Below are 17551 nucleotides of genomic sequence, written 5' to 3'. Positions count from 1 at the left end.
ACGACAAAATGAATATGCAAACAAAGCAACGAATTAAAAATGACTTATCCCAGAGCTGGATCGTGTCCAGGGATACGCGCAGAATGAAATTAATAGAAAAAATTTATAAGGACGCTAAGAATTACAGTGAAGTTTTTTGTATTGTAGCAGCCGAAGGAAGTGGCAAATCAGAACCAGCCAGACTTTTTGCCGATCAGCAGAATGTATTTCTGATCAAATGTAAAGAGCATCTGAACCGTAAAACATTTTTGGCTGATTTATTAACGGCAATGGGTAAAAATAGTGGTGGTTATAGTGTTTATGAAATGATGTCTGCCATTCTTGAAACCATTTTAAGTGTAGAAAATCCGATAATCATCATCGATGAAGCGGATAAGATCAGTGATCCGCTGCTTTATTTCTTTATCACGATCTACAATGAAACCGAAGATAAGTGCGGGATTGTTTTACAGGCTACAGATCATTTGAAGAAGAGAATTCTTAAAGGCGTGTCCATGAATAAAAAAGGGTATAAGGAGATGTACAGCCGTATCGGCAGAAAGTTCGTTGAGCTTCCTGCCAATAACCAGGGTGAGTTAAAAAAGATTGCGCAGCTTAACGGGGTTTCTGATGATTTTGAATTAAACCGCATTGTCAATGAGAGTGAAGGAGATATCAGGAGGGTAAAACGATTGGTTCATGCTTATAACAGGAAAGGAGGGCAGGCGATATGAAACCAGTACAGATAATGGAAATGGTCGCAGAAGTTTGCGGAGTCACTATTGCTGATATGCAAGGCGCAAGCCGGTTACCTGATATTTTGTTTGCAAAATATATTACCGTGATGATCTTAACAGAAGATCAGACAGCCGATAGTGAGATTATTGCTTTGTTCCCTAAGCACAACCGGATCGGTATTTTATACCACTGCAGAGACGCTTTTAATGACCTGATTTTATACAACAGGCTTTTTAAAAACTGGTATCTGGAAAGTATCAAAAGATTAGGTGATGATTAACGGTAATGAAGAAAAGCTCCGGAGGGAGTTTTTCTTCATTTAATAACTTTTCTTTAATTTATACTATCCAGTAAAGACATTTGTACTACAATGATCAGAGGCAGCCAGACACTTACTTCAATTTTTCCACCAGCCTTCGAGGCTGATGCCACCCGGAAAGGGAAACGCAATATCTATGCAACAGAACGCAATGATTGTATGGCCCACCGTTTTTACTATTATTACCATATCCTGAAAAAAAGGTTTGATGTGGCGGTTGCAGATATGGAAAAGGAATTCTTTATCAGTGGCAGTACCATTATCAGCTGTTTGACCGAAGGGGATGCAAATTTAAAAGAAATTGTGGCCCTGTCACCCGACAAGACCACATTGAGAAAAAAATATCCGCACCTGAACTGGCAGTAATTACTGTGGGCTTTTCTGATAACCTGTCTTGAACAGGAACCTGAATACGACAAGCCCGTCCAGCCTTGGTTCTTTCACCAGGGACTTACATTCCCAGCGGTTCATTTCCTGATCACCCCATCCCTGAAATTTCGCTTCCAGGGCTTCCTGGATATCATAAGGCGAAATACTAATATCCTTCCCATAATCCAGTGCCAGGCGCAAACTAATCTCACAGTCGCAAACCTGCTTTGTGGCCGTTAGATTTTTGCGGACGGGCTCTGAAATAGAGAAGGCCACAAAGGGGAATTTAAGTAACGCAGTTTTGTCGCTTTGTTCCAGCTGTCCATAGTCTTCTTCGAGCTGTTTGATTGAAGGCAATTCTTTGAAGCGCTCCAACATTTTTAAATAAACTTTCTTCATTTTTCTGATTTTAAGTAAGCTCTCCGGGGTTGGTCCAGCCAACCCGTTTAAGCGTAATAACAGTTCAAAAATCGCTACTATAAACAGGGCAAAAAAACCGGGTAATTCTATCATGGTAATTACTGCTATATAAACTAAAATCTGTGCTATGATGGTTTTGCGGCGTTTTTTTAGGGTTTTTTTCTGCTGTACGTTTGTATCATAATCGAACAGCAAATGAGAAAACAACGACTAAATACCCTCCTTATAACAAGACTTCAAATTGTACAGGCTAATGCAGTTTTTAACCAGAATGCTTAGCTCTTTTGATTACCACAGCTGGTTAGAATTAGGTCAGAGTTTATGGCCGACGACTAAATACCGCTTAACCATTGCCAGTATGATGTTTAGTGTCATGTTTCCTTTGATAGACCGTGTTTTTGGCCTGGATACTTATGCTTTTGCCCTGTTGATGCTGGTGTTCATGGCCGAGGTTACCAGCGGGGTAGTCGCAGCACATATCCGCAAAGAGGGGATCAGCAGCATGAAGCTTAGCCGCTTTAGTTTCAAGGTCTTTTATTACCTGGTTTTGATTGCGCTTCCCTATGTGATGTCTCAAAGTTTTAAGGCGCACCAAAGGGCAGCGGCAGGGCTGATGTTCGATTGGCTGCACCTGTTTCTGCTCTCGCAGATTCTGCTTGAAAATGTGGTGAGCGTACTTGAAAACCTTGCCGTGATCAGTGGGAAAGAGAAGACCCATTGGATTAGTAAAATACAGGATAAACTTAACAATCTGATATCATGAGCGGTGTAAATAGAATAATTGAAATAGCAGGAAGCTATTTAGGGAAATTGGAACTAAAAGGTAACTCAGGCTTTGGAGACGCTGTTTTTGAACAGCAAATGAAGAACGTGGGCTGGTATAAAGGTGCACCCTGGTGTGCGTTCTTTACGAAGCTAGTCTACAAGGAAGCTTATAGTGGACATCAAAGCTTTAAGTCAATCGTGAACAGCTGCTGTAGTGGCGGAGCGCTGCAGACCTTACGGAATCATGAAAATAACGGGACTTTTCCTGTCGGGGAAACACCCAAACCCGGGGCCATTGTAATCTGGCGGATGGGAAGGAGTAAAAGTGGTCATGCAGGAATTGTCATCAGCGTTGATCACGCCAGAAATACAATGACAACTATTGAAGGAAATACCAACGCCAGTGGAAGCAGGGAAGGGGACCGCGTGGCGCAGAAGCTACGGACTATCACCAGGAATTTTAATGAAAGCGGGCTGAACGTAGAGGGCTATATCTATGCGGCAGAGGTGTGGTGAGGCAGAATGATAAAAGAAAGAGCAAATAAATAAACGTGTATTTAAAAACCAAAAATGAGAAAAGCAATGTATTGAATGTAACCTGAAACTTGACTGAAGTTGTCGGCAGATCACTTTAGCAACAAACAAAAATGTCCATTAAAAAAGAGCTGAACAGATGTGTCAGCAATTAAAAACACACAGGGGTAAGACGAAAGTCTGATCCTTTATTAAAAATTAAACCCTTAAAAACCAATATTATGTCACAATTTAGTTTAGATATTAAATCATTAAAAGTAGGAAATTTAGAATTAGATGGTGATGCAGCCAAAATTTTAACTTCTCCAGGAGAAATCAAAGAAAACACGGTAAAAGTTACCCAGGCTGATGCAACGCAGACAAAAATTAAAGCTGCGGGTAAATCTCAGCCTGTTATCGTGATCAACGAAGATGGAGACATCACCGTTGAGTACGACATCATGACTTTTGATGTAGAAGTAATGCAGAATTATATGGGCGGTTACCTTACAGGGACTGCGCCTAATAAGATCTGGAATAAACCTTCTAAGTCTCCAATTATTGAAAAAACTCATGAAATTGTAGATTCTCAGGGTGCGACCTGGTTATTCCCACGTGTTCACATTTCAGCAACGCTTGTTGGTGTTTTCAGTCCTACAGATGTTAACGTTATCCGTGTAAAAGGTACGGTGTTGGAGCCTGCTAAAGTTGGAGTGACTTCTGTAAGTTATGGTAATCCAGCATAAAAATGAATACGGTAGAGTTTAGAGCTGCCGAAACATTGCTGGACAGAGGTGTGGCGGTTCATTTCCCCGCACCTCTGTTGCTTCGGCTCTTTGGTAAAAAGAGAATAACAGTAAAAATACAAAGCCCTATGGGTGGGACGCTTGTACAGATTAGCAGTTATTATTTACAGCTGGGTCTTGATGTGGCCAAAGTAAACGAAATTCCATTTAATGAACTCGTAAGCAAGCAGCTCAGACACACCAAAACAATTGCTAAGCTGGTTGCCTGCGTTTTATTAAACGATCGTCTGCTTAGCCTGCTATTTACACCTGTACTCGCTTTTTATCTGATGAATAAGCTCACGCTGCGTGCCATGTGTACGGTCATGGAGATTGTTGTACTGCAAGGTGGAATTGAGGATTTTACACACATTATCAGCTTGGGGCAGACATTGAATATGATGAAGCCGAAGGTGAGCCAACAGATCAGTCATACGAGTTAAAAGCCTGTGGCTTAGATAGCGTATGGGGTGTAATATTTTCCATAGCAGAACGTACCGGCTGGACCTTTAAGGATATTTTATGGGGAACCAGCTGGATCAATATCAGGCTGATGTTAGCCGATGCCCCGACAATGAAACGTATTAAAAAGAAACCTAAAAAAGTTAGCGGTGATACACTGGCTGAACGATTGGGATTAAAATAACAAAGCAAATGAACGACTCAAATTTAGACATAACTTTCACTCTCAATTCTGCTCAGGTTGAACAGGAATTGAGAGCAACCCGTGAACGGATCAAAGGTGTTGGCGATGAGGCAAAAACTCAGGAAGGCATTTTACAACGCCTTGAACGTGCTGCTGCTATCTTCCAAAAAGGAATGATAGAAGCCACGGTTCCTGAAAATATTGATCGCTATAACCGTCGTTTGCAAGAAACACAAGCCGAAATACAGCGGCTAACCACACTTACTGAGGAGAGTGGCAGGGCAGGGCAATTAAGCTTTAGCGGTGTTCAAAATTCACTAACTGGGATGCTGGGTGAATTGCCTGCTTTTGCTAACTCGGCAGAAAAAGGATTTATAGCGGTTTCCAACCATATTCCGTCGCTGATTGGTGAGATCGGGAAATTAAAAAGCGCGAATGCAGAACTCTCTGCTGGCGGCCAGGATACTGTTCCTGTCTGGAAGCAGATGGCCGGCAGTTTATTTTCCTGGGGTGGGCTCTTATCTGTAGGGCAAACACTCTTAACCGCTTTTGGTACACAGCTTATTTCCTTTGGAATGCGGGTTTATGAGGGAAGTCAGGCATTAGATACTATTGCTGAATCCCAGAAAGTAAATAATGATATACAGGAGAAGGCAGTAAATGGCTATGCAAAAGAGTTTGCACATCTTGACATTTTAAAGAATGTGATCACTGATAAAACCTTGTCAATGAAACGCAGAAATACAGCACTGAAAGAATATAACAGTCTTGCAGATGCTGGAAATCAAATAGATATCATAAATATTAATAATTCCACATTAATTGAAGATTCTATCAACAGGCAAATCGAACTCATTCAAAAAAGGGCATTGGCCAAAGCGGCAGAAGGTGTGATTGAAGAAAAAGCACAGGCCTATTATAAAAAGAAAAGGGAATTCGAGGAAGACTATCCTGAATATTCTGATTCAGCTATTAAGGCTATACAGGGAAAGGCTTTTACCGCAATCAAAGCTCAGGGTAAGAAATTAGGTCTTAAAGATAAAGATTTTGATCCTCAGCAACTGTATTGGCAATCATCTTTACCCGAAGAGAATCTCAAGGAAATGGCTACCCAAAGGAAGAAATTTGCGATTCTTTTGGATCGTGGTACTATGCAAATTGTCAAAGAGGCGCATAATAAAGAGAATGCTATCCTTGCATCCAGAAATAATGAGAATGGAGGACATTTCTTTGCCAAATTAAACTTTAATGAACTTGGAAAGAGTAAGCAGGAAATGGATGTCGCTATTAAGGAGGGAGTTGGCTATATTAAAGATGCAAATCCTAAAGGCCCAGCAGTAAAAATTGCGCCTCCAAAAACAGCTATTTCTAAGTCTGATGAAAGTGAGTTTGCAGCTATTTTAAGCAGCCGTGAAGAGTTAATGGGTAAACTAGCCGATCTGGACAAAGAGTATGCGGTTAAAAGTCTCAAAACCGATGAAGCTGAGCTTACTGCATTAAAAGAGAAATTCACCAAATTCCGGGAGATTATCGTCCTTGAGAATAAGAAAATAGCTTCGTCAAAGAAAAAAGGTAATAGTAAGGCTGAACTTATTGATATTAAGCTGGTTGAACCCGTTGAAAAGCGAGCAGAAGAAGAATTGGCTCTTAAACAGGGAACTGATAAAATAAAAGCTGATCTGGCGGAGAAAAAACAACTATATGCCGATTATGAAAATTATAAAAAAGTTCTTGGGCAAGAGAAAGCTAATGAACGTTTTCCTAAAGTGAAAGAAGCTGGTAAAACTTATATGCAGGCCCTGGAAGAAGAAAAAGCAAAATTACCTGCTAAAGACCGGACTCCACTGGAGGGGGCGAAAAGCCAGCTGCTGGACAATGATATTAACCAGGAAAAAGTAGCACAGCAGAAGAATCTGGACGAATTATTAAAAGAGTTTCAAACTTATGCAGATAAACGTGCGGATATCGTAGCAAAATCTAAAGCTACTGTAAGCGCATTAGAAACTTCGGGAAATAAAGAAGAAGCTAAGCTGGCGCAGGAAAAAGGCGATCAGGAAGTGACTGCCGCTGATGAATCAAATGTCAAAAAATGGACTTCCTATAAAAACCTTTTTGATAACCTTGAGCAGATGAGTGTTCAAAGTACATTAACGGCTATTTCCTTGCTTGAAAAAGAATTGGGTGCTGCGACAATAACTACTGAGGCGAGAAAAAAGCTGGAAAAGGATATTTTCAAGGTTAAGAAAACAGTACAAACCGGAGGGGCAGATGAATTGATCAAACTTGCTGATAAACTTCGTGCGGTAGGTCAAAGCTTTAGTGGAATTAACGACAATATTGCAGCTATGATTGGTACAGTAGCAACTGGTGTTGCTGGTGTTGGTGATATCAAAAAGCAAGTTGCAGTTGTTAAAAATCCTGATTCTGGCACTTTAGATAAGCTAGGTGCAGGATTGGGGATTGCCTCCACAGCATTTGGTGTAGCCAATAGTGTAATGGGTTATTTTAAAGGCTTGAAAGCCGCCAAAGAAGCAGCAGCTAAATATATGAAAGATTATCAGGATGCTGCAGTGAAAGGGGAGCTGGAATACCAGGCATTAATCAGAAAAAGAGAACAGGATGATGTAAAGCGTGGTAAAACAAATTATCAAGGTATGATTGCTCAGCTTGATCTTTTGAAAAAGCAAAGTCCTGAACTACAAAAGGCTTACGATAAGGTTTTTACCTCAATTCAGGGACAGGAATTTGTTGAAGGAGTAGGTTCAAAACACGGTACATGGATCAGAAAGGCTAAAACCTGGGATATTATGGCCAGCCTCGGTGGAAGTGATTATGCGAAGTTGGAAGAACTTTATATGCAGGGTAAATTAAAGAACCAGGCTAAATCTGATTTTGAGGCTTTAAAGTCATTGCGTGAAGAATTGAAACAATCTGGTATTGACGTTGAAAATTTGCAAGAGCAGATTAGTGGGCTTTTAACCGGAACTTCCGTAGAAGGTTTATCAGATGTATTTGCTGATCTGGTAGAAGGAGGTAAACTATCTGCTAAAGACCTGGGTGATAGTTTTGAGAGCATCCTTAAGAAATCGATTGTCAATAGTTTCAAATATAACGTAGTACAAAAGGCGATGCAGCCTCTTTACGAAGAACTTACTGCTTTAACAGCCAATGGTAAGATTCCTTCAGAAGAAGAAATTCAAGGCTGGAAAGACAGAGCTAAGGCATTGGAGCTTAGTTTATCTGCGCAGTGGGATTCGATATCAAAAACTACCGGGGTAAGTTTTGAAGACAAGAGTTCTGGCGATAGTGGAATGGCCAATGCAATCAAAGGGATCACTGCTGAGGAAGCCAATTTACTTGCCGGTCAGTTTGGCGGTTTACGCCTTGCACAGATCGAAGGAAATGAACTGGCAAAACAAAATACATCCAGTATGTCTGAGTCTTTGCTGGAGATCAGATCTCAGACCCTTACTCTTAAAGAAATTGAGCTGAATACTGGCAGATCTGCTGATGTTGAAGAGAGGTTTTTACCTTATCTGATGAGCATCGACAGTAAATTAACGAATACTAACAACGCTACAAGAGCCGCAGGAATATAATATGGATTTTGCAATAAACAATCTTGATGTAAGACCAAACTACGGTTTGGAAATCGAAGACGCTTCTGCTTTATTAGGGCATGGTGACAGAAAGAACTCTGACTCATTTGATTATAAAGATGAGAACGGAGAGTATATAGATTTAAGTGACCCCAAGTTCGACGATCTGGAAGTGACTTTGAAATGCTGCATTGTGGCCGATAACCGTTCAGACTTCTGGCTCAAAAGGAATTCGCTTTTTAAGGAATTGCGTAAGCCTGGATATTCAAGTCTGACCGTAGAAGATCATGCGATGACTTACCAAGTTTACTTTAAAAAAAGCGGTAACTGGAAAAAACTGAATGAACTTGACAATGGTGGTAAAACTGCAATCATGTTTGATTTGACAATCAAAGTAAAATTTTTATAAAATGAGATACGAGATTAAAAGGACCAGTGGTTCTACAGAATGGCTCATTGCCAGTGTAAGCCCGACAGGTAAACAGAGCAAAAAAGCTATGGGAGAGAATGTGGTAGACTTTTCTTTCACGCTTCCCAAATATATTGATTTTAAGCTGATGGATTTTGTGCTGGTTTATGGAGAGCGTTATCAGCTCAATGTACTTCCTTCGGTAAAAAAAGTTGCAAAAAACAGCTTTGAATATAACATGCAGTTAGAAGCTGTATTCTATGATCTGGCAAAAGTTCAACTGCAGTTCCTGAATGTGCAGAATCAGCTTTTAGAACCATCTTTTACGCTCATGGGTAATGCAGGTACTATTGTTGGTTTAATTGTAGAAAATGCAAATCGCCATAGTGCTGGCTGGTCTGTAGGTACCGTGGATGATACTGGCTATAAAAATTTCACGTTCAATGCTGAAAATTGTCTGCAGGGATTGAACAGGCTGGCCCAGGAGTTTGAAACAGAATTCTGGATTGACAATAAAACTATCCACCTTCAAAAGCGGGAGCAAAGCAGCGGGATGTCTTTTGGATATGGTCAGGGAAAGGGATTATACAGTATCTTGAGAGGTAATAACAAGAACATCAATATCGTTACGCGTCTGTATGTTAGAGGATCTGCTCAGAATTTACCTGCAGGCTATAGAAATTCTTCAGGTAATTTATTGTTGCCTGGAGGTAAAACCTATTTTGAAGATCCTGCAAAAGTTGCTTTATATGGACTGATTGAAGCCTCACAGGTTTTTGATATCAAACCGGAACGCGAAGGAGTGGTTACTGCTGTTGTGCCAGGTAATGGTAATTGGAAGTTGTTTACTGACATTACTTTAGATTTTGATATCAATGCTGTTAAGCTTGATATTCCTTCGAAAGTAAGGTTCAATACGGGGCAGTTAGCGGGTTATTCTTTTGAAATTACAGCTTATAATCATCAAACCAAGCAGGTGACTATTAAAAAGAACGAAGAAGAAAAATCTATAGAGATGCCTTCTGATCTTTTAAGGCCTGCAGTAGGGGATAAGTATATTTTAATAGATATAGCTATGCCAGAAAACTATGTTTTAGCTGCTGAAAATAGGTTAAATCAAGCGTCTTCGACCTACTATGAAAAAAATAGTGACCCAACTTTAAACTTCGCTTACACGATTGACTGTGACCCGATCTGGTTTAAACAACTGGGCGTTCAAGTTACGCTGGGTAATACAGTGCTGATTACTGATACAGATATGGGCATCAATGGAGAAATCCGGATAGCTGCCTATAAACGTGATCTTCAAAGTGCTTTTAAATATGAGTTTGAAGTTACTGATAGTATTGGTGCTAATGAGATTATCCGCCAGTATGCGCAGCAGCAAAGAACATTACAACTGATCGAAAGCAGTGGCTTACTGGATATTAACCAGATCAGGAAAAACATATTTCTTAACCGTTTGTCTGAGCAGGATGGGTATCTGATGCTATCGGGAACTAAAACCAAAGCTGGAGTAGCAGATTATACCCCCGAAGCCGGGCATGCTTTAAAAGCAGATTATGCACCTGAATCCGGACATGCTTTAAAAGCAGATTATGCCAAAGATAGTGATCAGTGGGATGGCAGGCATTTTGATGATTTCATGAATCAGCCGGTGCGAAAAACGGATGCGGTTACATTTTTATCTGTTGTTGCTGATACAGTAAATAGCAAAGGTTATGTGAGTGGTTTTACAGGAACAGGCTATAAAATAAATCCTGACGGGAGTGCAGAATTTGACAATCTTACCGTGCGTAAGGAATTGAATGTAAATGTCCTTAATATACGCGAGATCACGGGTAGTGGGGGTAGCATCGCAATTACTAACGTGGCAAAAATCAAAGAGGTAACCGAGCATGCTGATTACTGGTCTTGTCAGATTAATACCGACGAAGGAACGATCGCTGTACAATTCAGAGTAAATGATATTGTACGCTGCCAGGTGTGGGATGGAAAACGTATAAAATATTATACTGCACGTGTCAGGGCGGTTAGTTCAGGTATTTTTGACCTTGATAAAGGTGGTAAAACTGGTGGAGGTATGCCGGCTGCGGGAGATAGTGTTTTTCAGTTTGGTAATACATCTGACAGCAATCGTCAGGGCTTGATATATTTAACGAATAGTGATACTGGTGCGCCTTATATTGATGTTTTAGATGGCATTAATTCAGATAATCTATCGGGTAAAACAAAAGTACGTCTGGGTAAACTTTCAGGGATTAGCGATGCTGATCTTGGAGAGCTGGATGGTTATGGTTTATATGCTGATCGCGCATTTATAAAAGGAAAAATAGTTGTTACTGGTGGAAATGCGGCTACCAACCAAAGTGTGGCAGATAAAATTGGAGCTATACAAATTGGGGGCGCGAATTTATATAGTGGCGGTAATTTCGATAAACAGCCTTTGTTGGAAGGGAAGTATAATTGCGATCCGGGATTATCGAGTGAATATGGAGGGATCTTACCAAGATTAGGTAACTACTTTTTATTAGCCGATAACAAAGGTCTGAATCCTATATTTTACTATCAAATGCCAAGAATTAACGTTGTTGGCAATACTCAGTATACCATATCTTTCTACTCTATTTCGCCTTCGGCAGCTAAGGGATTGAATATAGTTCTGGCATATAATGGAACTGATGTTCAACCGACTATTCCGATGACCTATACGAATACTGACTTTTCATGGGGAAAGAGAAATTCACTAACAATTTCAACCCCTGCAGAAGCTAAAACGATGGCGATCAGATTTGATATTAATTCGGCAAGTTGGTTTGTTTTAGATGGGCTGCAAGTAGAGATAGGAAATAAAGCAACTGACTGGAAACCGTCAGTTGAAGATCTTTCTAAAAATGTTACCGACAAAATTGATGCTATAAAGTTAGGAACCAGGAACCTGGTATTAGATGGAGCATTTAAGGATGGTTTAACTGGTTGGTATTCTAATGGGGGAAGCACCGAAGCGGTTATTATTGATGGTTTGCCAGCTTTAAAAATAATATCAGCTGGTATGTCAAACGGCGTATATAGTGTTGGAAAACTAACTGTACCAATAAAAGCTCATACAGATTATATTGTGTCATTTGATGTTAAAGGTTTAGATTATACAGGAGGAAATTACCTTTCAATTGGCTTAAATAGTGTTTCTAATGGTATATATGTTCCTGACAATCCAGTCTGGACCAGGGTTAGTTACGTCTCAAATTCAGGAGGAATAAGCGGGAATGATCCGTTGGTTATTTATGGGACAGGAGCAAGACAGGCGTTCTTCATCCGAAATTTGAAAATAGCGGAAGGTAATAACGGGGCTGATTGGTCACCTTCACCAGAGGATGTATCAAGAGAAGCCAACGCCTATACGGAACTAATTTCTACAAGTAAAGCTAATGCCGCACAAGCAAATGCATTATACGGGGCCAGCCTGGATGCGCAGGCAAAGGCAAATACTGCTAAAGACGCTGCAGAATTAACAGCGAAAGCGTTAATTGATTCTGTGAGTTTTGGCGGGGTAAATATGTTGAAGAATAGCGGAAATTTCACTACAACTGCTTATTGGAGTGGTTCAATTGTAGCTGGGGGATTTACAGACGGCTCGGCTTGTCTGCATTCCTACGATATTTCATTGGGTGATGTTTTTTACTTAGAGCCGGTAAGGCTAAAAAAAGGCACTGTGTACACGTGGTCGGGCTGGATTTATTCCGTAGGCTGGTCTGGTACAATAAATGACGTAGCACCATTCCATTTGTGGATAGGCGATAGTCCAAATACAACAAACTGGGGTTACACCATCCTCAGTGCGAATCAATCGGTAGCCCATCAAGAATGGAGATTCTGTTATCTCACATTTAAAACATCAGGTGTAAATGATAATGGTCTGTTATATATGCGACCTTATATCTATGGGTCTGGTGTTATTCATGAAGCCTACTGGGCAAAGGTAAAATTAGAAGAATCCAGTAAACCCACTTCCTGGTCACCAGCGCCTGAAGATGTGCAGGCGGCAATATCAAATGCAAATGATAAAGCAGTATCCGCACAGCAGGCAAATAATGATTTGACAGCCCGGTTGAAGACAATGGCTTATCGTGACATTGCTACTGCCGCAGCGCAAGGGGTGACTACAATAGATAATGGAAGCATACTAACTTTTTCCATAGATGCAGCATATATAAGATCGAATGTCATTAACGTTGGCTATATCAGCGGGCTTGATTTAAATTTTACTAAAGGTACGATAGGTGGGATTGTGATACAAAGTAATGCCATAACATCGGCTAACGGATTATTTTCAGTAACAAATGCCGGGCTATTAATAGCTACAAATGCTAATATTTCAGGAAATATAGCTGCATATGGTGGCTCAATAGGTGGGATTTTGATTCAAAATAATGCTATAACATCAGCGAACGGATTATTTTCGGTGACGAGTGCGGGAGCTTTAACGGCTACAAATGCTAATATTTCAGGAACAGTAAGTGCTACTGCTGGTTCGATAGGGGGGATCTTGATTCAAGATAATGCCATAACATCAGCCAACGGACTATTTTCCGTAACCAGTGCCGGGGTTTTAACGGCTGCAAATGCTAATATTTCAGGAACTATAAATGTAAATGCAGGTATTATCGGTGGTTTCAATATCAGGGATAGTTATATGGAAAGTGCGACCAATTCTGATGGTAATCGATTTGCATTGAATCCTAGTGGAGGGTATATGGCTTTCATAAATAATACAAATGGTTCCTTTGCTGGTATTGGTAACAATGTATTCTCGGCAACAGTTGGGGCTACCGCAGTAGCAAGATTTGAAAATAATAAGAGTAGTCCGGGAGGCCTTAATATCGGACTGAGGGTTTCTGCGACAGGAGCATCAAGCAACATTGCAATAGATATTGGAGATGGAGATATAAGAGTTGCCGGAGAAATTGGTCTGACCGGTTATTGCAGACTCTCAGATTATGCCAATCCTAATACTGGCAACTATTGGGGATTTAAAGTTACTAAAGGGATAATTGTAAGGGCAGGCCAGTTTAATCGGTTTACAAATGCCCCAATGAATTAACTATATAAAATATGAAAACAACTAAAATAGACTTCAAAGAAGTAGTATACGAAGATTTAGAAGGTAATAAGCTTATTATGCCTGATCAATGGGTTAAAGGATTTGGCAATACAATTTATATAGGTGGTGACATCCCTATGTCCGAATTGGGAAGTAAGATTTATCATTCGGATTCAGCTGCAAAAGTAGTAGAACTGAACATAGATGAGCTTAACCTGTTAATCCAATCAATTGAAATCACAAAAATGCTGGGTACTCCAGCGCACAAAGCACTGAAAATTTACCTGACTAACAAATTAGAAACTTTAAAATAAACAATAACATGGCAACAACTACAAAAAGGGTTAATATATCTACCCGTACACAAAAAAACGATTCAATGGAAATCAATGGATGGAAATTAAATTTTCAATATTCATTTGAAACCGGGAAACAAGTAAAGGATGTACAAGTGAATGGTGTTTTTACAGCACTGGATCAGAGTGCTGTACAGCCCTTTTTATCCTATGCTAAAAGTGGTACAAACACCAACATCTCATTCAGCAATGCGGAATGTGATAATGAGTTGGTAGCAGCAATTACTGCAGAGGTTGAGCTGATCACAGCGCCGATGGCATAATGCTTTAAAATAAAGGCAGTTTTCTGAGTGCTGCCAGTGCTAATTTTCCAGCAATAACAAAAGGGCTTTTAATTAAATTAAAAGCCCTTTCTTTTTTTGATCCAAAACCGTACATCTGGTTTTGAGTTATTGCAGTTTTTTAGGTACAGATCGATTTGGCGGTGTTATAGGAAAGCTCATCCGGTATTGAATAAAAACTACTCTTCCTCTTTTTCTTCTAATTTAGCTTCTTTGTTTCTTTTTAAAGTAATGAATGGCTTATCCTGTGTACCGGTAATGGTTAAAGGAATTCCAATTAAACCAAAAGGTGGCAAACCTAATCTTCCGCTCATATTCAGGCGGCCATCAAAACTCACCTGTCCTTCGAAACGCGGCCTGAAACCAGCAATCCGCATTTTAAATCTTTCTATAGTAATGATATTCTTATTGATCGTAGATTTAATCTCTACATCGCGCAAGTCCGGATTGTTTAAACTATCCCTTCGGGTTGCCTTACTCACCGCATTCATCATTTTAAATCCGCTTAGGCTCACTTTCTTCAAAGACAAGACACCAGCCCCTTTTAAAGATGGATATACCGGAAGCATATCCCGGTTCAGCTTTCCGGATAATTGATAATCCAGTCCGACCACTCCTTTAACTTTGGAAGCAGAGGTAGCCAGTGTTCTGAAGATCTGGATTTCTTTATAAGCTTTGGCAATATCAAACTCTTTAGCTGAAATATGATAATCGAACAAAGCAGATTCAGGAGTTAAACTTTTATAACTTTCCCATTGATATTCTGATTAATGTTGTTTTCTATTTCTTTAGAAATGGTGTTCGGGATTAAATAGGGGATGAGCAATACCAACAGGATTAAAGACGCAATGCTTATTCCTGTGATCTTAAGTACTTTTTTCAAGAGTGAATAATTAGAAATGTGTGGCGCAAAGGTATATTTTATTTATTATTTCATTAATGAATGAATATTCACTTATATTTGATTAATCATTTAATACTTATGCGTACAAGAGATATAGAGAAAGAGAAGCTGGTCAAAAAAATTGCCGTAGAAACTATTGCGAATGGTGGTTTTGAAAGTTTTAGTATGAATAAGCTCGCCAAAGCTTGTGGCATTTCAGTGGCCACACTTTATATTTATTACAAGGACAAGGATGACCTTCTTTCCCAACTTGCTGTAGAGCACGGCAGAATGTTGGCAAAGTCAATGCTGCATAATTTCGATGCTGAAGCTTCTTTTGAAGCCGGATTACGCCAGCAATGGGAAAACCGGTATCGGGAGCTGATCAATAACCCAATATTAAGCAAGTTTAATGATCAGTTGAGAGCCTCTGTTTACCAGGATCAATTTCTCTCTACTTTAATGGAAGATGCTTTAGTGAAATTCAAAAGATTTAATGATAACATTATCTCCCGTGGAGAAGTCAGGGAAATGCCTTTTGAAGTTTACTGGTCAGTTGCATTCGCACCCCTTTACGCTTTAATTAAGTTTAATAATGAAGGGCAAAGTCTTGGTGGAAAGCCATTCAAGATGACCGATGAGATGTTATGGGAGGCTTTTGATCTGGTTGTGAAAGGATTGAAGAAGTAAATTAAATGATAACATATATACTTAAACAGAATTAAGAATGACAAAAAAATGGAAAATTTCAATCATATCCTGCTTTTTAGAACAGATATAAAATCTGAAGAGGATAAACAGGCTTTACAGCCTTTATTGGACGAAAACAAGAATATTGAACAATGGAATGTGGATCTCGATGATGAAGACTATGTTTTAAGAATCGTTTCTTATAACCTAAAGCATGAGCAAATCATCGACATGGTCCGGAATCACGGCTATATGTGTTGTGAATTAACTTAGAATTATGAAAACTGAAGGAACTATACCTTTTTCGGGCTATCAAAAGATAGTAATCTTTATTTTAGCAATGACTCAATTTACTGTTATACTTGACTTTATGGTGATGTCTCCTTTGGGAGATATGCTAATTAAGTCTTTAAGTATGAAGCCTTCCTCTTTTGGGATTGCAGTTTCTGCTTATGCTTTCAGCGCAGGTATCTCAGGTTTATTAACTGCAGGTTTTGCAGATCGTTTTGATCGTAAGAAACTGCTTTTATTCTTTTACAGTGGTTTCATTGTTGGAACCTTTTTATGCAGTTTAGCCAATTCCTTTGAGCTGTTGGTTGCTGCACGTATTATTACCGGCTTATTTGGCGGAGTAATCAGCTCTATTTCTATGGCCATTATTACCGACCTTTTCAGTTTACAGCAAAGGGGAAGAGTTATGGGGTTTATACAAATGGGTTTTGGGGCAAGTCAGGTATTGGGTATCCCAATCGGCTTGTATATTGCGAACAAATGGGGATGGGAGTCACCCTTTGTAATGGTGGCTGCTGTGGCTATAATCATTGCCATTTTAATAGTGGTGGTTTTAAAACCAATCAACAAACATCTTGGTTTGCAGCATGACCGGTCTGCATTTAAGCATCTTTGGCATACAGTATCTAAAAAGAATTACCGGATTGGTTTTGCAGCAACGGCTGCACTGTCCATTGGTGGTTTTATGATGATGCCATTTGGAAGCGTTTTTGCGGTTAATAACCTGCATGTTACAGCCGAAGAGTTACCTATATTATTTATGGTTTCCGGGGTAAGTTCATTGATCATTATGCCTTTAATCGGAAAGCTGAGTGATACGGTAAGTAAATTCAGAATTTTCAGTATTGCTTCTATCTGGACCATGCTGATCTGTGGAGCTTATACCAATTTATCTGCAACGCCATTCTGGATCGTGATTGGCCTTAACGTGCTGATGATGATCGGAATTATGAGCCGTATGGTTCCTTCTTCCGCTTTAACAAGCGCAATCCCTGATATGGAAGACAGAGGTGCATTTATGAGTATTAACTCTTCCATGCAGCAAATTGCAGGTGGAGTAGCAGCTGCAGTTTCAGGTATGATCGTCGTTCAGCAAACTAAATTCAGTCCTATAGAACATTATGATATTGTTGGTTATGTGGTCGTAGTGGTTACGTTGATCAGTATATTTTTAATGTACAGAGTGAACCAGCTGGCTAAAAAGAAACCAGCTACGGTATCGCCTGAGGCAGAAGAACCTGAACTGGTTATGTCGGAGTTTTAACAGTATTTACGGCTTTTTCGGCCAGTCTGTCAAAGTAAATTGACAGGTTGTCCGTTCCTGAAAAGAGTTTACATAAGAAAGTTTTTCAAAACAGAAAAATGAGTATAAAAGACGAAAAGCCGAATAAAGGCAAAGGGGGTAGA

17 protein-coding genes are annotated in these 17551 nt (G+C 39.7%); 15 read left to right on the top strand and 2 right to left on the bottom strand.

Annotated features, from left to right (window positions below):
• Positions 1–8 precede the first annotated feature (8 nt).
• From ABIB30_RS25520 to ABIB30_RS25510, 3 genes are all read left to right on the top strand, one after another.
• Complete coding sequence (locus tag ABIB30_RS25520; protein WP_354305851.1) at positions 9–713, top strand: AAA family ATPase; 705 nt, start codon at positions 9–11, stop codon at positions 711–713.
• Positions 710–997, top strand: a complete 288-nt coding sequence (locus ABIB30_RS25515; RefSeq protein WP_354305849.1) for a hypothetical protein — start codon at positions 710–712, stop codon at positions 995–997. The genes ABIB30_RS25520 and ABIB30_RS25515 overlap by 4 nt, the downstream gene beginning before the upstream one ends.
• A 90-nt stretch (positions 998–1087) precedes the next feature.
• Positions 1088–1402, top strand: a complete 315-nt coding sequence (locus ABIB30_RS25510; protein ID WP_111632283.1) for a hypothetical protein — start codon at positions 1088–1090, stop codon at positions 1400–1402.
• Here ABIB30_RS25510 and ABIB30_RS25505 read toward each other — a convergent pair whose 3' ends face one another.
• Complete coding sequence (locus ABIB30_RS25505; RefSeq protein ID WP_354305847.1) at positions 1403–1804, bottom strand: hypothetical protein; 402 nt, start codon at positions 1802–1804, stop codon at positions 1403–1405.
• Positions 1805–2078: 274 nt separating this feature from the next.
• Here ABIB30_RS25505 and ABIB30_RS25500 point away from each other — a divergent pair, with 274 nt between their 5' ends.
• The 9 genes from ABIB30_RS25500 to ABIB30_RS25460 all read left to right on the top strand — a co-directional run bounded on the left by ABIB30_RS25500 (position 2079) and on the right by ABIB30_RS25460 (position 14262).
• The gene (locus tag ABIB30_RS25500) at positions 2079–2588 is read left to right on the top strand and encodes a phage holin family protein (RefSeq protein ID WP_354305846.1); all 510 of its coding nucleotides are present in this window, start codon (positions 2079–2081) and stop codon (positions 2586–2588) included.
• Positions 2585–3106 carry a CHAP domain-containing protein gene (locus tag ABIB30_RS25495; RefSeq protein ID WP_354305845.1) on the top strand — a complete coding sequence of 174 codons (522 nt, stop codon included), beginning with the start codon at positions 2585–2587 and terminating at the stop codon, positions 3104–3106. The genes ABIB30_RS25500 and ABIB30_RS25495 overlap by 4 nt, the downstream gene beginning before the upstream one ends.
• A 239-nt stretch (positions 3107–3345) precedes the next feature.
• Positions 3346–3849 carry a hypothetical protein gene (locus ABIB30_RS25490; protein ID WP_354305844.1) on the top strand — a complete coding sequence of 168 codons (504 nt, stop codon included), beginning with the start codon at positions 3346–3348 and terminating at the stop codon, positions 3847–3849.
• A gap of 2 nt (positions 3850–3851) precedes the next feature.
• Complete coding sequence (locus tag ABIB30_RS25485) at positions 3852–4331, top strand: hypothetical protein (protein ID WP_354305843.1); 480 nt, start codon at positions 3852–3854, stop codon at positions 4329–4331.
• A gap of 211 nt (positions 4332–4542) precedes the next feature.
• Positions 4543–8133 (top strand): hypothetical protein, encoded by a 3591-nt coding sequence (locus ABIB30_RS25480; RefSeq protein WP_354305842.1) that lies wholly within the window; start codon positions 4543–4545, stop codon positions 8131–8133.
• A 1-nt stretch (position 8134) separates the two neighbouring features.
• Positions 8135–8542 carry a hypothetical protein gene (locus tag ABIB30_RS25475; protein ID WP_354305841.1) on the top strand — a complete coding sequence of 136 codons (408 nt, stop codon included), beginning with the start codon at positions 8135–8137 and terminating at the stop codon, positions 8540–8542.
• A gap of 1 nt (position 8543) precedes the next feature.
• Positions 8544–13643 carry a phage tail protein gene (locus tag ABIB30_RS25470; RefSeq protein ID WP_354305840.1) on the top strand — a complete coding sequence of 1700 codons (5100 nt, stop codon included), beginning with the start codon at positions 8544–8546 and terminating at the stop codon, positions 13641–13643.
• A gap of 11 nt (positions 13644–13654) precedes the next feature.
• Positions 13655–13957 (top strand): hypothetical protein, encoded by a 303-nt coding sequence (locus tag ABIB30_RS25465; protein ID WP_354305838.1) that lies wholly within the window; start codon positions 13655–13657, stop codon positions 13955–13957.
• An 8-nt stretch (positions 13958–13965) separates the two neighbouring features.
• Positions 13966–14262, top strand: coding sequence for a hypothetical protein (locus ABIB30_RS25460; protein ID WP_354305837.1), 297 nt, complete (start codon positions 13966–13968; stop codon positions 14260–14262).
• A 197-nt stretch (positions 14263–14459) separates the two neighbouring features.
• Here the strand turns inward: ABIB30_RS25460 and ABIB30_RS25455 are convergent, their stop codons facing one another.
• Positions 14460–14999 carry an AsmA-like C-terminal region-containing protein gene (locus tag ABIB30_RS25455; RefSeq protein ID WP_354305836.1) on the bottom strand — a complete coding sequence of 180 codons (540 nt, stop codon included), beginning with the start codon at positions 14997–14999 and terminating at the stop codon, positions 14460–14462.
• Between the two features lie 263 nt (positions 15000–15262).
• On the opposite strand from ABIB30_RS25455, the gene ABIB30_RS25450 reads away from it, so the two are divergent.
• From ABIB30_RS25450 to ABIB30_RS25440, 3 genes are read left to right on the top strand one after another with little or no spacing between them, the layout of a single operon-like run.
• The gene (locus ABIB30_RS25450; protein WP_354305835.1) at positions 15263–15853 is read left to right on the top strand and encodes a TetR/AcrR family transcriptional regulator; all 591 of its coding nucleotides are present in this window, start codon (positions 15263–15265) and stop codon (positions 15851–15853) included.
• 48 nt (positions 15854–15901) lie between these two features.
• Entirely contained in the window at positions 15902–16126 is a 225-nt protein-coding gene (locus ABIB30_RS25445) for a hypothetical protein (RefSeq protein ID WP_354305834.1), read from the top strand.
• 4 nt (positions 16127–16130) lie between these two features.
• A complete protein-coding gene (locus ABIB30_RS25440) occupies positions 16131–17408 on the top strand; it encodes an MFS transporter (protein ID WP_354305833.1) in 1278 nt (425 codons plus the stop codon).
• Positions 17409–17551 lie beyond the last annotated feature (143 nt).

It is taken from the genome of Pedobacter sp. UYP1 (genome assembly GCF_040547305.1).
Classification (GTDB): Bacteria; Bacteroidota; Bacteroidia; order Sphingobacteriales; family Sphingobacteriaceae; genus Pedobacter.
This window is presented reverse-complemented; position numbering and strand designations above follow the sequence as displayed.

What these genes read in the sequence shown, in the direction of transcription:
- ABIB30_RS25485 (WP_354305843.1), top strand. Translation starts at nt 3,852, where the DNA reads ATGAATACGGTAGAGTTTAGAGCTGCCGAAACATTGCTGGACAGAGGT.
- ABIB30_RS25490 (WP_354305844.1), top strand. Translation starts at nt 3,346, where the DNA reads ATGTCACAATTTAGTTTAGATATTAAATCATTAAAAGTAGGAAATTTA.
- ABIB30_RS25515 (WP_354305849.1), top strand. Translation starts at nt 710, where the DNA reads ATGAAACCAGTACAGATAATGGAAATGGTCGCAGAAGTTTGCGGAGTC.
- ABIB30_RS25465 (WP_354305838.1), top strand. Translation starts at nt 13,655, where the DNA reads ATGAAAACAACTAAAATAGACTTCAAAGAAGTAGTATACGAAGATTTA.
- ABIB30_RS25440 (WP_354305833.1), top strand. Translation starts at nt 16,131, where the DNA reads ATGAAAACTGAAGGAACTATACCTTTTTCGGGCTATCAAAAGATAGTA.
- ABIB30_RS25450 (WP_354305835.1), top strand. Translation starts at nt 15,263, where the DNA reads ATGCGTACAAGAGATATAGAGAAAGAGAAGCTGGTCAAAAAAATTGCC.
- ABIB30_RS25500 (WP_354305846.1), top strand. Translation starts at nt 2,079, where the DNA reads ATGCAGTTTTTAACCAGAATGCTTAGCTCTTTTGATTACCACAGCTGG.
- ABIB30_RS25445 (WP_354305834.1), top strand. Translation starts at nt 15,902, where the DNA reads ATGGAAAATTTCAATCATATCCTGCTTTTTAGAACAGATATAAAATCT.
- ABIB30_RS25505 (WP_354305847.1), bottom strand. Translation starts at nt 1,804, where the DNA reads ATGAAGAAAGTTTATTTAAAAATGTTGGAGCGCTTCAAAGAATTGCCT.
- ABIB30_RS25480 (WP_354305842.1), top strand. Translation starts at nt 4,543, where the DNA reads ATGAACGACTCAAATTTAGACATAACTTTCACTCTCAATTCTGCTCAG.
- ABIB30_RS25460 (WP_354305837.1), top strand. Translation starts at nt 13,966, where the DNA reads ATGGCAACAACTACAAAAAGGGTTAATATATCTACCCGTACACAAAAA.
- ABIB30_RS25475 (WP_354305841.1), top strand. Translation starts at nt 8,135, where the DNA reads ATGGATTTTGCAATAAACAATCTTGATGTAAGACCAAACTACGGTTTG.
- ABIB30_RS25510 (WP_111632283.1), top strand. Translation starts at nt 1,088, where the DNA reads ATGATCAGAGGCAGCCAGACACTTACTTCAATTTTTCCACCAGCCTTC.
- ABIB30_RS25470 (WP_354305840.1), top strand. Translation starts at nt 8,544, where the DNA reads ATGAGATACGAGATTAAAAGGACCAGTGGTTCTACAGAATGGCTCATT.
- ABIB30_RS25495 (WP_354305845.1), top strand. Translation starts at nt 2,585, where the DNA reads ATGAGCGGTGTAAATAGAATAATTGAAATAGCAGGAAGCTATTTAGGG.
- ABIB30_RS25520 (WP_354305851.1), top strand. Translation starts at nt 9, where the DNA reads ATGAATATGCAAACAAAGCAACGAATTAAAAATGACTTATCCCAGAGC.